This is a genomic window from Streptomyces sp. NPDC054961 (assembly GCF_053609145.1).
The window spans coordinates 27441-39318 of the sequence record NZ_JBSGWY010000023.1; the positions used below are offsets into that span (position 1 = coordinate 27441).

An 11878-nucleotide genomic window follows, 5' to 3' on the forward strand; every position below is an offset into this window, starting at 1 on the left:
ACGGCCCGCCCGCCAGTGGGGGGACCCCCCCCCCAGCGCCCTGGTCCAGCCGGGCTGTAAAACGCAGGGACCGGCGGGCGCGCGGGGGGTCTTTCCCCCCGCGCGCTCCGTACCGGGCCGCGCACAGCTCGGTCGCCGACTCCACGATGTGCTGGAGGGTGGCCCGCAGCTCCAGTTCGGAGCCGACGTTGAGGACGGCCTCCAGGAGGACGGGCAGGCTGGAGGACTCCGTCATTCGGCCAGCGGGTTCAGAACCATGGGGGCGATCTTCCCTTCGAGCATCATGCCCAGGCCGAGCACGGCGCAGATGTCCGGCCGCTCCGCGATGGCCACGGGCATGCCGGTCGCGTCGCGGAGCATCTGGTCCAGGCCCGGCAGCAGGGCGCTGCCACCCACCATCATGATCCCTCGGTCCGTCAGGTCGGCGACCAGGTCCGGCGGGCAGTCGCGCAGGACCTTCCCGATGCCGTCGAGCACGGCGGTGAGCGGGGTGTGGATCGCGTCCCGGACGGCCGCGGTGTCCACGTGGACGGAGCGGGCGAGTCCGGTGGCCACGTCGCGGCCGTGGATGAGGGTGGAGGCGGGTCCTTCGGCGGTGATCCCGTTGCCGTGCAGGGCCAGCTGGAGCGGGCGGACGGCCTGGCTGGGCAGCATCAGCTCGTGCGTGTGGCGCAGGTGCTGGACCACGGCGTGGTCGATGGCCTCGCCGCCGACCGGGATCCGCTGGGCGGTGACGATGGAGCCGAGGGACAGGACGGCGACCTGGGTGGCCGCGGCCCCGCACACCATGATCATGGTCGCGGTCGGCTGTTCCACGGGAAGGCCGCAGCCGACGGCCGCCGCGATCAGGGTGTCGACGAGCTCGACGCGCCGGGCGCCGAGCCCGACGAGGGTTTCCACGGTGGCCCGCTGGGCGAGCGGGTCCGCGTCGTGCGGGGTGCAGGCGGCGGCCCGCAGCCGGGGCTTGCGGCGCAGGGCGCGCCGGAGCTTCTCGCCGAGGAGGTGGCGCAGCATGCGCTGGGCCATCTCGATGTCGACGACGGTGCCGCCGGAGACGGGGCGGACGACCCGGATGTAGTCGGGCGTGCGGCCGGTCATGCGCTCGGCGAAGGTGCCGACGGCGATGAGTGCGCCGGTCCGCGTGTTCACCGCGGCGACGCTGGGCTCGTCGACGACCAGCCCGGCGCCCTTGACGAACACGCGGGTCCGGGCCGCTCCGAGGTCGACGGCTACGTGGCAGCGGCGCAACTGCTCAAGACTGACGGTCACGGCAGATCCTCCCGAGAGCGCTGACGCAAGAAGACCGGCGACGCCGGTCACACTTCGTATCTTCTCGGGTGAATTACCCGTATTGCCCGATTTGATGCTCCGGTTGGGGGGTGTCATGAGGTACGGGAGGGGTGCGGGAGGCATCGGTGAGTGCTGCACGGGGGTGGAATTCTGCGACGCCAGGCGCGACCATGCCCGCACCGATCGCCCTACTCGCGCGTAACAAGGTAAAGGGGACCCGATGCTGACGGCCCGACAGGGACTGCTCGCGCTTCTGACGCTCTGCCTGGCGCTCCTCGTCGCGTCCGCGCTCCCGGCCCGGGCCGCCGGAGGGGGTCCGGCCCCGGTGTCCGCGTCCGCACGCAATCCGGTGGTCTTCGTGCACGGCTACAACGCCGACCCCGGCGTCTGGGGCTCCCTTCGCGCGGACCTGCGCGCCGACGGGTACGCCGACTCCGAGCTCTTCTCCTTCGGCTACGACACCCACCAGTCCGTCAACGAGGTCCTCTCCGCACGGCTCGCCGCCTACGTCGAAGACGTCCGCCGGCAGACCGGCGCCGCCCGCGTGGACCTCGTCGCGCACTCCTTCGGCTCGCTCGTCACCCGCTGGTACGTGAAGTTCGGCGGCGGCGGCGCCACCGTGGACCACTGGGTCTCCCTGGCCGGCCCGAACCACGGCACCTCCACCGCGTGGGCCTGCGCCCTGTGGGACCAGGCCTGCCGCGACATGACCCCCGGCTCGTACGTCGTCTCGAACCTGAACTCCGGCGACGAGACCCCCGGCGCGGTGAGGTACGCGACCTTCTGGTCGAACTGCGACGAGGTCATCAACCCCGACTCCAGCGTCCCGCTCACCGGGGCCGCCAACACCCCCGTCGGCTGCCTCAAGCACAACGACCTGCTCGGCGACGACCCGGCCTCGGCGGGCGTACGGGCCTTCCTGCGGTCCTAGTGCCGCGCGCCAGTTCCCCCGGCCTGCTCCACGCGCTGGAGCAGGCCGTACGTGAACTCCGCGACGTACGGCAGCCCCGACGCGGTGAACGCGAGGCGCCACCGCGTCGGCGCCGTCCCCTCCATCGGACGCACCGGGGCGAAGGCCCGCGCCACCTCGTCCACCGTCGCCGACCAGGGGAGCAGGTCCCCCGGCGACGCCAGTACGGGGCCCCGTGCCCCCGGGGCCCGCACCAGCCACTCGTTCCAGACGGCCCCGTCCGGCGCGGCGAGCACCTCGAAGCGCAGGTCGGGCCAGAGCGGCACCCGCCACAGCAGGGCCTCGCACCGCAGGTCGCCCAGCGTGCGCGACGCGGTGGACTCCGGCGGCCCGAGCACCGAGCGGTAGCGGGCCAGCGCGCCCCGGGAACGCGGCGACCGGACCATCGCCTGCCAGTGCTTGTTCGCCTCCCGCTGCCGCGCGAGCGAGGCGCCGAGCCGGTGGCGGGCCTCGTCGGCCAGGCCGGGCTGGAAGTCGGCCATGCGGCGCAGCAGGACCAGGGCGAAGGCCTCGGGGCCGAAGGGCTCCCGGGCCGGCGGAGTGGCGGGGGTCCCTGATGTCCCTGGCGTCCCTGTCATGGACTCCACGATTCCACACAGGATCCTTACGATCCCGCGATCCGGATGTTGCAGGTGAGCGCGTAGCCTGCGGGTCGCCATGGACTATTGCATCGCCTGTCACAGGCACCTCAACGGCGCGCTCGCGTGCGCCGGGTGCGGAACCCCGGCCGAGCACCTGATACCCGCCGCGCCTCCCCGGCCGGCCGCCGCCTCCCCCGCCGGGAGCGGTCCGGCCGCGCTCGCCGACGTGTACGCCGATTCGCTCGTCGTGCTGTCCGGAGCGGGGCGGCCGGGCCGGGCCGGTGAGCGGGGCAGGGCCGGCGACCGGGGCCGGGCCGATGCCCGCCGCCGCACCACGCACCGCAGGCGCCGGCGGACCGCCCTCACCATCGGCTTCGGCTTCCTGCTCGCCGTCGCGACCATGCTGGGGCTCGCCCGGATGGGCATGGACGGGGAGCGCACCGACCGGGCGTCCACGGTGGTGCTGACCGACGACGCGGGTCCCGAGCAGCCGGCCCCGCTCCCGGGCCTGACGGATGCTCCGGCCGCGCCGTCGGCGGTGCCTTCGGGCAGGGCCACGGCCTCTGCCGCCGCGAAGGCCACGGCCGGGGGGACGAAGCAGGCCGGGCCCGGCCGCACCGCCGGGGGGACCGGGGCGCCCGGACCCGCGGGGCCGGCCTCCGCCCCGGGGGGCGCGGGGCCGACGCGCAGTGCCGCCGGGACGGGAGGAGCCGTACAGCCGACGCAGTCGGGTCCGGCCGCTCCGGGCTCCAGCGGCGCGGCGACCCCCGGCGGCGCCACGTCCGCCGCGCCCGTTCCGAGCCCGGGCCCCGTGAAGCCTCCGGCCTGCCCGTGGTGGAACCTGCTCTGCTGGTGAGCCGGGAGCTCAGCCCAGCATGCGCTTGAGCAGGTCCCGCAGGACGGTCCGCTCCTCGGTGGAGAGTCCGGCCAGCGGCTCGCGCGCGAAGTCCAGCGACTCGCGCAGCCGGTCCGCGGTCTGCAGGCCGTCCTCGGTGGCCGCGGCCAGTTTCACCCGGCGGTCGGCCGGGTCGGGGCGGCGCTCGACGAGCCCCCGGGTCTCCAGGCGGTCCACGATGCCGGTGACGTTCGACGGCTCGCACTTCAGCTTCTGCGCGATCTTCCGCATCGCCGTCGGCTCCAGGGAGAGCAGGTTCAGCACGCGGGCCTGGGCCCCCGTGAGCTGGTGGGTGGCGGCCGCGTGCTCGTACTCCTCGTGGTAGCGGGCCACGACGGTGCCGATGAGCTCGACGACCTCGACGGTCAGGGGATCTACGCGACGACTGGGCATGGATCCAGCGTACCCATTTACTTGACAACATGAAATATCCAGGCGCATGGTTGTTTCACGTTGTGAAGCATCTTCCCCCCTCTTCAGGAGCGCCGCATGTCTGAGATCCCCGCCGTCAGCCGTGAGTGGCACCTCGTCCGCCGCCCGCAGGGCTGGCCCGTCGCCGAGGACTTCGCCCTGCGCGAGGCCCCCGTGAACGCCGAGCCCGCCGCCGGCCGGATTCTGGTGCGCAACCTCCACATGTCCGTGGACCCGTACATGCGCGGCCGGATGAACGACGCGAAGTCCTACGTACCGCCCTTCCAGCTCGACCAGCCCATGCAGGGCGGTGCGGTCGGCGAGATCGTCGCCTCCGCCGCCGAGGGCTTCGCGGTCGGTGACCACGTCCTGCACCCGCTCGGCTGGCGCGAGTACGCGGAGCTCGACGCCGCGCACGCCACCAAGGTCGACGCCTCGCTCGCCCCGCTCTCCGCCTACCTCGGCGTGCTCGGCATGCCGGGCCTGACCGCCTACGCGGGGCTCTTCGAGGTCGCCTCCTTCAAGGAGGGCGACTCCGTGTTCGTCTCCGGCGCCGCCGGCGCCGTCGGCAGCCTCGTCGGCCAGTTCGCGAAGATCAAGGGCGCCTCCCGCGTCATCGGCTCCGCCGGCTCCGACGAGAAGGTGACGCTCCTCACGGAGAAGTACGGCTTCGACACCGCCTTCAACTACAAGAGCGCCCCCGTCGCCGAGCAGCTGCCGAAGGCCGCCCCCGACGGCATCGACGTCTACTTCGACAACGTCGGCGGCGACCACCTCGAGGCGGCGCTCACCTCCCTGAACGCCTTCGGCCGCGCCACCCTGTGCGGGGCGATCGCGCACTACAACGACACCGAGGCCGCCCCCGGCCCGCGCAACCTGATGAACGTCATCGGCAAGCGCCTGCGCCTGCAGGGCATCCTGGTCAGCGACCACGCCGCGCTGCAGCCGCAGTTCGTCCAGGACGTGGCCGGCTGGCTGCGCTCGGGTCAGCTCGTCGCCGACGAAACGGTCGTCGAGGGCGTGGAGAACGCGACCGAGGCCTTCCTCGGAATGCTGCGCGGCGAGAACACCGGAAAGATGATCGTTTCTTTCACCGGTTAGGCTCACTCCACACCGCTGTGACGCGTGGGCGCGAGTCGCGGCGATTTACCAGGAGGATTTCCTTACATGTCCATCCAGCAGTCCGATGTCGCGTACACCGCCGTCGCCACCGCCGAGAACGGCCGTGACGGCCGCGTCTCCACCGATGACGGCCAGCTCGACGTCGTCGTGAACCCGCCGAAGGCACTCGGCGGCAGCGGCGAGGGCACCAACCCCGAGCAGCTGTTCGCCGCCGGGTACAGCGCCTGCTTCCAGGGTGCGCTCGGCGTCGTCGCCCGCAACGAGAACGCCGACATCTCCGGCTCGACCGTCACCGCCGAGGTCGGCATCGGCAAGAACGACGACGGCTTCGGCATCATCGTCAAGATCTCGGCCGTCATCCCGAACGTGGACGCCGCCACCGCCAAGGACCTCCTCGAGAAGGCCCACCAGGTCTGCCCGTACTCCAAGGCGACCCGCGGCAACATCACCGTCGAGCTCGCGGTCTGATCCGCGGACCGGATCCGGCGGCTCGTCCGCAGCCTGACGGCGAAGGCCGCACCCCGGCACCGGGGTGCGGCCTTCGCCGTCCGCGGGGCCCGCCCTAAACTGGTGCCATGCGTGATCTTGCGGGGGGATTCGGCTATCTGCTGGCCGGACAGCGATGGGTGCTGCGGCACGGCCGGTGGCTCGGCTTCGGGCTGCTGCCGGGGCTCGTCTCCCTGGTGCTCTACGTCGGCGCCCTCATCGGCCTCGGCTACGGCGCCGACGACCTGACCGCCTGGGCGACCCCGTTCGCCGACGGCTGGTCCGCACCGTGGCTCGGGCTCTTCCGCGGCTTCCTGACCGCCCTGCTCTACGCCCTCGGGCTCTTCGCCGCGGTGATCACCTTCACCGCCGTGACCCTGCTCGTGGGCCAGCCGTTCTACGAATCGCTCTCGGAGCAGGTCGACCGGAGCGAGGGCGGCGAGGTCCCCTCGTCGGGGCTCACGCTCTGGCAGGAGCTGTGGATCTCCGCCCGGGACAGCCTGAAGATCCTCGGCAAGGTGCTGCTCTACGGGATCCTCCTCTTCGGCCTCGGCTTCGTTCCGGTGATCGGGCAGACCGTGGTCCCGGCCGTCGGGTTCTGCGTCTCCGGCTACTTCCTGACGCAGGAGCTCACCTCGGTCGCCCTGATGCGGCGCCGGGTGGGGCTCGCCGAGCAGCTGGTGCTGCTGCGCTCGCGCCGGATGCTGGCGCTCGGCTTCGGGGTGCCGCTGGTGCTGGCCTTCCTGGTGCCGCTCGTCGCCGTGTTCCTGATGCCCGGCGCGGTGGCCGGGGCGACGCTCATGGCCCGGGGCCTGGTGGGCGCCGACGAGGACGCCGACGAGGACGCCGACGGGGACGCCGACCCGGACGCGAACCCGGCGCCGGGCGCCGGCGCGCACGAGGGCGAGAACCCCCGGGGCCGGGGCGCGGGCACGGGGGAGACCCCGGCCGGCAGCTTCGGCCCGCCCCCCGCCTCCTGGTAGACCTGCTCCGCGCGGACGCCGGCGGCGCCACGGACGTCGTCCGCGCCGCGGCGGTCAGCCCTGCGGCGCTCCGGGGTCCGCGGGGCCGTGCAGGAGGGTCAGGAAGGCGCGGAAGGCGCCGGGCATGTCCACCGCTTCGGGGGCGAGCAGCCACTGGTACTGGAGCCCGTCCATCACGGCGGTGAGCAGCGGGGCCGCCTGCTCGGGCGTGAGGCCCGAGGGCAGGCGCTCGCCGAACTCGGCCCGCAGCACCGCCGTCATCTCCCCGCGCACCTGCGCGTACCGCTCGGCGAAGAACTCCCGGGCCGGATGTCCCTCGGTGACGCTCTCGCCGAGCAGCGCCGAGAAGGTCTGCACGATGCCCGGCCGCATGGCGTTGTAGTCCACCAGCGACGCGAGCAGGTCCAGCCGCCAGGCCCCGGCCTCGGCGCGCCGGCCGCCGCCGGTGTCCCAGCGGTCGCGCTCCTCCAGGACGGCGACGAGCAGCGCCTCCTTGGTCGGGAAGTAGTGCAGGAGTCCCTGCTGGGTCAGGCCCACGCGCTCGGCGACCGTGCCCAGCGCGGCGCCGCGGTAGCCGCGTTCCGCGATGACCTCGACGGCCGCGCGGACGATCTCCGCCCGACGTTCCTCACTTCTCGCCCTGGCCATCGCCCCGACACCCCTTCCGCCGTCACCTGCCAGCAGGACCGTACGGCATCCTCACATCACGAACAGGTCACGAACCTTACCGTTCACCAGGTATCGGGTCCACCATGGAGCCCAGCCCCCCCGACCGCACCCGATTCCCATGAGGAGGCACGGCCGTGACCGATGCCGATCAGGTCCGCAACGACGCCGTCGAGGCGGCGCTGGGCAAGCTGGACCTCGACACCAAGGCCAGGCTCCTGGCCGGCCAGGACATGTGGTCCCTGCCCGCCGTCCCCGAGATCGGGCTGAAGTCCCTGGTCATGTCCGACGGCCCCATCGGGGTGCGCGGCGTGCGCTGGACCGCGCAGGACCCGTCGATCGCCCTGCCCTCGCCGACCGCCCTCGCCGCGGCCTGGGACCCCGCGCTCGCCCGGCGGGCTGGCCGCCTCCTCGCGCAGGAAGCCCGCCGCAAGGGCGTCCACGTCCTCCTCGCGCCCACCGTGAACCTGCACCGCTCGCCGCTCGGCGGCCGGCACTTCGAGTGCTACTCCGAGGACCCGTACCTCACCGGCGCGATCGGCAGCGGGTACGTCAGCGGAGTCCAGGACGGCGGAGTGGGCACCACCGTCAAGCACTTCGTCGGCAACGACGCCGAGACCGAGCGGTTCACCGTCGACAGCGTCATCGCCCCGCGCCCGCTGCGCGAGCTGTACCTGGCGCCCTTCGAGGCCATCGTCGCCAACGCCCACCCGTGGGGCATCATGACGGCCTACAACCGGGTCAACGGCGTCACGATGACCGAGCACACCCACCTCGTCAACGAGGTCCTGCGCGCCGAGTGGGGCTTCGACGGGTGCAACGTCTCCGACTGGATGGCCGCCCGCTCCACCACCGGCGACCTCCTCGGCGGCCTCGACGTGGCCATGCCCGGCCCCGCCACCGTCTACGGAGCCCCGCTCGCCGACGCCGTCCGCGCCGGGGAGGTGCCCGAGTCCGCCGTCGACGAGGCCGTCCGCAACGTCCTGCGCCTCGCCGCGCGCGTCGGGATCCTGGACGGCGCCCCCGCCGTCGTCGGCGAGGTCCCGGCCGCCGTCGACGGCCAGGCGCTGGCCCGGGAGATCGCCGCCCGGGGCTTCGTCCTCGTCCGCAACGAGCCCGTGTCCGGCGAGCGCCGCGCCCTGCCGCTCGACCCCGCCGCCGGCCGGACCGTCGCCCTCATCGGCGCCGCCGCCCGCGATGCCCGCGTCCTCGGCGGGGGCTCCGCCACCGTCTTCCCCGAGCGGATCGTCTCCCCGCTGGACGGCCTCGCCGCCGCCCTCCCGGACGGCGCCCTGACCTTCACCCTCGGAGCCGACCCGAGCGACGAACTGACCCCCGCCGACAAGGGGTTCGATCTCCGCGCGATCGCCCGCGACGCCTCCGGCGCCGTCCTCGGCGAGGGCGGCCTGCCCACCGGCCAGGTCCAGTGGATCGGCGACGACCTGCCCGCGGGTGCCACGTACGCGACCATGGCCAGCATCGAGGTCACCGGTACGTTCGTCCCGCGCGAGAGCGGCGAGCACGCCTTCGGCACCCGCGGACTGGGCGCCTTCGCCCTGTCCGTCGGCGGCGAGCGCGTCTGGGACGGCGTCCAGGCGCTGGGCGACGAGGCCGACCCCTTCGAAGCCTTCTTCGGCGCCCCCAGCGAGCGGGCCCGGATCACCCTCGCCGAGGGCGAGGCCGTCGAGGTCTCCCTGACCTACCAGGTCCCCGACATGAGCGCCCTGCCGCTCAAGGCGATCATGTTCTCCTTCCTCCACCTCGGTCCGCGGCGCTCCGCCGACGAGCTCATCGCCGAGGCCGTGGAGGCGGCGCGGGCCGCCGACACCGCCGTCGTGGTGGTCGCCACCACCGAGCGGGTGGAGTCCGAGGGGTTCGACCGCGAGGACCTCGCCCTCCCGGGCCGGCAGGACGACCTGGTGCGGGCCGTCGCCGCCGTGAACCCGAACACCGTCGTCGTCGTCAACGCGGGTTCCCCGGTCGAACTCCCCTGGCGCGAGGAGGTCGCCGCGGTGCTCCTGACCTGGTTCCCCGGGCAGGAGGGCGGGGCCGCGCTGGCCGACGTGCTCCTCGGGGACGCGGAGCCGGGCGGGCGGCTGCCCACCACCTGGCCCGCGCGGTTCGCCGACGCGCCCGTCACCGAGGTCACCCCGACGGCGGGCCGGCTCGAGTACGCCGAGGGGCTCTTCATCGGCTACCGCGCCTACGAGAAGGAGGGGATCGCCCCCGCCTTCCCCTTCGGGCACGGCCTCGGCTACACGGACTGGGCGTACGAGTCCCTGGAGGTCACCCCCACGGCGGCGCGGGTGCGCGTCACCAACACCGGCGCCCGGCCGGGCCGCGAGACCGTCCAGGTCTACCTGGCCCCCGTCGACGACCGCGTGGAGCGCCCGGCGAGCTGGCTGGCCGGCTTCGCGAGCGTGGAGGCCGGCCCCGGCGAGAGCGTCGACGTGGACATCGCCCTGCCCGGGCGGGCCTTCGAGATCTGGGACGAGACCGCCCGCGCCTGGCGCCGGATCGGCGGCCGCTACGAGGTCCGCGCGAGCCGCGCGCACGGCGACACCCGGCTCACGGCGGCCCTCGAGCTGTAGTGGCCGGAAATCACCCCTGCGGAGGTGATGCGCAAGCCGGACCGGGGGCGGGCCCTGACACCCGCCCCCGGTTCCGTACGCCCCGCCCGCGGCGCCGCGGCGTCAACGCGGCGGTTCGGCGGACGTCACCTGTCGGTGCGCCAGTTCCGCGAGCCGCGCCTGGCCGTCCTTGCCCGGGTGGAACCAGTCCCAGTGGCTCAACTGCTCCGCCGAGAACGGGTACTGGAAGACCGCGCCACCGTCGTAGCGGCACAGCGGATCCTTTCCGCAGACCTCGCGCAGCACCTCGTTGTACTCGACCACGCGCGCCCGCACCTGTTCGCGCCGGGCCGTCGCCCCGCTGGCCGCCGAGACCGGATCGGCGAGCATCGACTGGCAGATGCCGAGCTTCCAGATCTGCCGCACCATCGGGTCGTCCTTGCCCTGCTGCCACAGTCGCTGCAGGTCGGGCACGCTGGAGACGTACACCTGGGAGGTGGGTGAAGCGGCCCTCAGGTCCGCGAGCGCCTTCTCGAAGCCGGCGCGGAAGTCGGCCGTGGGAGTCATCGAGGAAGCCGTCGGGCGGCAGGCGTCGTTCGAGCCCACCATCACCGTGACCAGGTCCGGCTTGTGCGCCGCAGCGGAAGCCAGCTGCCCCCGGAGGTCCGCCATCCGGGAGCCGGTCACCGCGTAGTTCCAGCTGCGCGCCGGGGCCTCGGCCTCCCCGAGCAACCGGGCGGCCAGCGAGTGGACCCGGGGGTCGTCGCCGGTCGCCCAGGAGGCCTCCGGGCAGTCGGCCAGCACCGAACAGGCGTCGAAACCGCGGGTGATGGAGTCGCCCACGGCGGCGACCGAGGCGGGCGCCGTGTTCCAGCGCGGACCCGCCTGCGCCCCGCGCTCGCCCTCGGGCTTCGCCCCGTCGGCCGAACAGCCGGCCAGCGAACCCGCCACCGCGATCAGCAGGGCGGCCACCGCTCCCGCACCCGGATGCGTCCGACGCGCGCGGCGGCGTGGGGCGGTGGTGCGCATGCGGGAGGTCCCTCCTCGTCGCCCCGCGTCCGCCGGGGGGCGTCCTGCTGAGTGAATGCTCTGTGCTTACGGGTTTCAGAGCGACCGTACGTCACACCATGACCCCCGGCGCACGGTAGCTTTTTCCCGTGGCGTTTCGGCCGCAAGTCCCGCGACGCAATGTCAATTAATTTCCGTTACATTACATCACGTCACATACTGTCCGTTTTCTGGAGTTTATTCCCGACCTCGTCCCACACTGGAGGTCCAGGTGACGACACGTGGAGTCCTGTACGTGCATTCCGCACCGCGTGCGCTCTGCCCGCACGTGGAATGGGCCGTCGCGGGCGTGCTCGGGGTGCGGGTGAACCTCGACTGGATCCGTCAGCCCGCCTCTCCCGGCACGTGGAGAGCCGAGTTCTCCTGGCAGGCCGAAGCGGGCACCGCCTCGAAGCTCGCCTCCGCCCTGCGGGGCTGGCATCTGCTCCGCTTCGAAGTGGCCGCGGAACCCTGCCCGACCGCAGAGGGAGAGCGCTACAGCTCCACCCCGCAGCTCGGCATCTTCCACGCCGTCACCGGGATGCACGGAGACATCCTGATCCCCGAGGACCGGCTGCGCGCCGCCCTCGGCCGGTCGACGCGCGGCGAGACCGATCTGGAGGCGGAGATCGCCAAGCTGCTCGGCAAACCCTGGGACGACGAGCTGGAACCCTTCCGCTACGCGGGCGAGGGCGCCCCGGTGCGCTGGCTCCACCAGGTCGTCTGAGCACCCGAGCGGTCCGCGCGGACGGGGGAGGGGGGGGCCCCCCCCCCGCCGGGGGGCGGACAGGGTGGGGGGGGGGGGAGAGGGCGGATCGTCGCGGGCGAGTGGTTGGACGCGCACCGCACGCGTAGTT

General features: G+C 73.4%; 12 protein-coding genes and 1 pseudogene. 7 read left to right on the forward strand and 6 right to left on the reverse strand.

What is annotated here, in order from left to right:
- A pseudogene (locus tag ACWF9Z_RS21110) lies at window positions 1-235 on the reverse strand (histidine kinase); the annotation flags it as partial.
- Window positions 232-1269, reverse strand: a complete 1038-nt coding sequence (locus tag ACWF9Z_RS21115) for a rod shape-determining protein (RefSeq protein ID WP_453604161.1) — start codon at window positions 1267-1269, stop codon at window positions 232-234. The gene ACWF9Z_RS21115 and the pseudogene ACWF9Z_RS21110, both read right to left, overlap by 4 nt.
- 241 nt (window positions 1270-1510) lie before the next feature.
- Here ACWF9Z_RS21115 and ACWF9Z_RS21120 point away from each other — a divergent pair, with 241 nt between their 5' ends.
- Window positions 1511-2221 carry an esterase/lipase family protein gene (locus tag ACWF9Z_RS21120; protein WP_453604163.1) on the forward strand — a complete coding sequence of 237 codons (711 nt, stop codon included), beginning with the start codon at window positions 1511-1513 and terminating at the stop codon, window positions 2219-2221.
- On the opposite strand, the gene ACWF9Z_RS21125 is transcribed toward ACWF9Z_RS21120, so the two are convergent.
- Complete coding sequence (locus tag ACWF9Z_RS21125; RefSeq protein WP_453604164.1) at window positions 2218-2838, reverse strand: hypothetical protein; 621 nt, start codon at window positions 2836-2838, stop codon at window positions 2218-2220. The genes ACWF9Z_RS21120 and ACWF9Z_RS21125 overlap by 4 nt on opposite strands.
- 79 nt (window positions 2839-2917) lie before the next feature.
- On the opposite strand from ACWF9Z_RS21125, the gene ACWF9Z_RS21130 reads away from it, so the two are divergent.
- Window positions 2918-3697: an SCO2400 family protein gene (locus ACWF9Z_RS21130; protein ID WP_453604166.1), complete on the forward strand. Its 780-nt coding sequence runs from the start codon at window positions 2918-2920 to the stop codon at window positions 3695-3697.
- Between the two features lie 9 nt (window positions 3698-3706).
- Here the strand turns inward: ACWF9Z_RS21130 and ACWF9Z_RS21135 are convergent, their stop codons facing one another.
- Window positions 3707-4129: a MarR family winged helix-turn-helix transcriptional regulator gene (locus ACWF9Z_RS21135; protein WP_453604168.1), complete on the reverse strand. Its 423-nt coding sequence runs from the start codon at window positions 4127-4129 to the stop codon at window positions 3707-3709.
- Window positions 4130-4225: 96 nt separating this feature from the next.
- Between ACWF9Z_RS21135 and ACWF9Z_RS21140 the strand changes: the two genes are divergently transcribed.
- The 3 genes from ACWF9Z_RS21140 (at window position 4226) to ACWF9Z_RS21150 (ending at window position 6738) form a co-directional block, all read left to right on the forward strand.
- The gene (locus tag ACWF9Z_RS21140; RefSeq protein WP_453604169.1) at window positions 4226-5248 is read left to right on the forward strand and encodes an NADP-dependent oxidoreductase; all 1023 of its coding nucleotides are present in this window, start codon (window positions 4226-4228) and stop codon (window positions 5246-5248) included.
- A gap of 66 nt (window positions 5249-5314) precedes the next feature.
- Window positions 5315-5737: an organic hydroperoxide resistance protein gene (locus ACWF9Z_RS21145; protein WP_453604170.1), complete on the forward strand. Its 423-nt coding sequence runs from the start codon at window positions 5315-5317 to the stop codon at window positions 5735-5737.
- 107 nt (window positions 5738-5844) lie between these two features.
- Complete coding sequence (locus ACWF9Z_RS21150) at window positions 5845-6738, forward strand: EI24 domain-containing protein (protein WP_453604172.1); 894 nt, start codon at window positions 5845-5847, stop codon at window positions 6736-6738.
- A 54-nt stretch (window positions 6739-6792) separates the two neighbouring features.
- Here the strand turns inward: ACWF9Z_RS21150 and ACWF9Z_RS21155 are convergent, their stop codons facing one another.
- Window positions 6793-7386, reverse strand: a complete 594-nt coding sequence (locus ACWF9Z_RS21155) for a TetR/AcrR family transcriptional regulator (protein ID WP_453604173.1) — start codon at window positions 7384-7386, stop codon at window positions 6793-6795.
- Window positions 7387-7541: 155 nt separating this feature from the next.
- Here ACWF9Z_RS21155 and ACWF9Z_RS21160 point away from each other — a divergent pair, with 155 nt between their 5' ends.
- Window positions 7542-9995 (forward strand): beta-glucosidase, encoded by a 2454-nt coding sequence (locus ACWF9Z_RS21160; protein ID WP_453604174.1) that lies wholly within the window; start codon window positions 7542-7544, stop codon window positions 9993-9995.
- 102 nt (window positions 9996-10097) lie between these two features.
- Here the strand turns inward: ACWF9Z_RS21160 and ACWF9Z_RS21165 are convergent, their stop codons facing one another.
- Window positions 10098-11003: an SGNH/GDSL hydrolase family protein gene (locus ACWF9Z_RS21165; protein WP_453604176.1), complete on the reverse strand. Its 906-nt coding sequence runs from the start codon at window positions 11001-11003 to the stop codon at window positions 10098-10100.
- A 250-nt stretch (window positions 11004-11253) separates the two neighbouring features.
- On the opposite strand from ACWF9Z_RS21165, the gene ACWF9Z_RS21170 reads away from it, so the two are divergent.
- The gene (locus ACWF9Z_RS21170; protein ID WP_453604178.1) at window positions 11254-11748 is read left to right on the forward strand and encodes a DUF3145 domain-containing protein; all 495 of its coding nucleotides are present in this window, start codon (window positions 11254-11256) and stop codon (window positions 11746-11748) included.
- The last annotated feature ends 130 nt before the right edge of the window (window positions 11749-11878 follow it).

Coding starts and splice junctions, on each gene's coding strand:
- ACWF9Z_RS21120 (WP_453604163.1), top strand. CDS start 1,511: ATGCTGACGGCCCGACAGGGACTGCTCGCGCTTCTGACGCTCTGCCTG.
- ACWF9Z_RS21125 (WP_453604164.1), bottom strand. CDS start 2,838: ATGACAGGGACGCCAGGGACATCAGGGACCCCCGCCACTCCGCCGGCC.
- ACWF9Z_RS21130 (WP_453604166.1), top strand. CDS start 2,918: ATGGACTATTGCATCGCCTGTCACAGGCACCTCAACGGCGCGCTCGCG.
- ACWF9Z_RS21135 (WP_453604168.1), bottom strand. CDS start 4,129: ATGCCCAGTCGTCGCGTAGATCCCCTGACCGTCGAGGTCGTCGAGCTC.
- ACWF9Z_RS21140 (WP_453604169.1), top strand. CDS start 4,226: ATGTCTGAGATCCCCGCCGTCAGCCGTGAGTGGCACCTCGTCCGCCGC.
- ACWF9Z_RS21145 (WP_453604170.1), top strand. CDS start 5,315: ATGTCCATCCAGCAGTCCGATGTCGCGTACACCGCCGTCGCCACCGCC.
- ACWF9Z_RS21150 (WP_453604172.1), top strand. CDS start 5,845: ATGCGTGATCTTGCGGGGGGATTCGGCTATCTGCTGGCCGGACAGCGA.
- ACWF9Z_RS21155 (WP_453604173.1), bottom strand. CDS start 7,386: ATGGCCAGGGCGAGAAGTGAGGAACGTCGGGCGGAGATCGTCCGCGCG.
- ACWF9Z_RS21165 (WP_453604176.1), bottom strand. CDS start 11,003: ATGCGCACCACCGCCCCACGCCGCCGCGCGCGTCGGACGCATCCGGGT.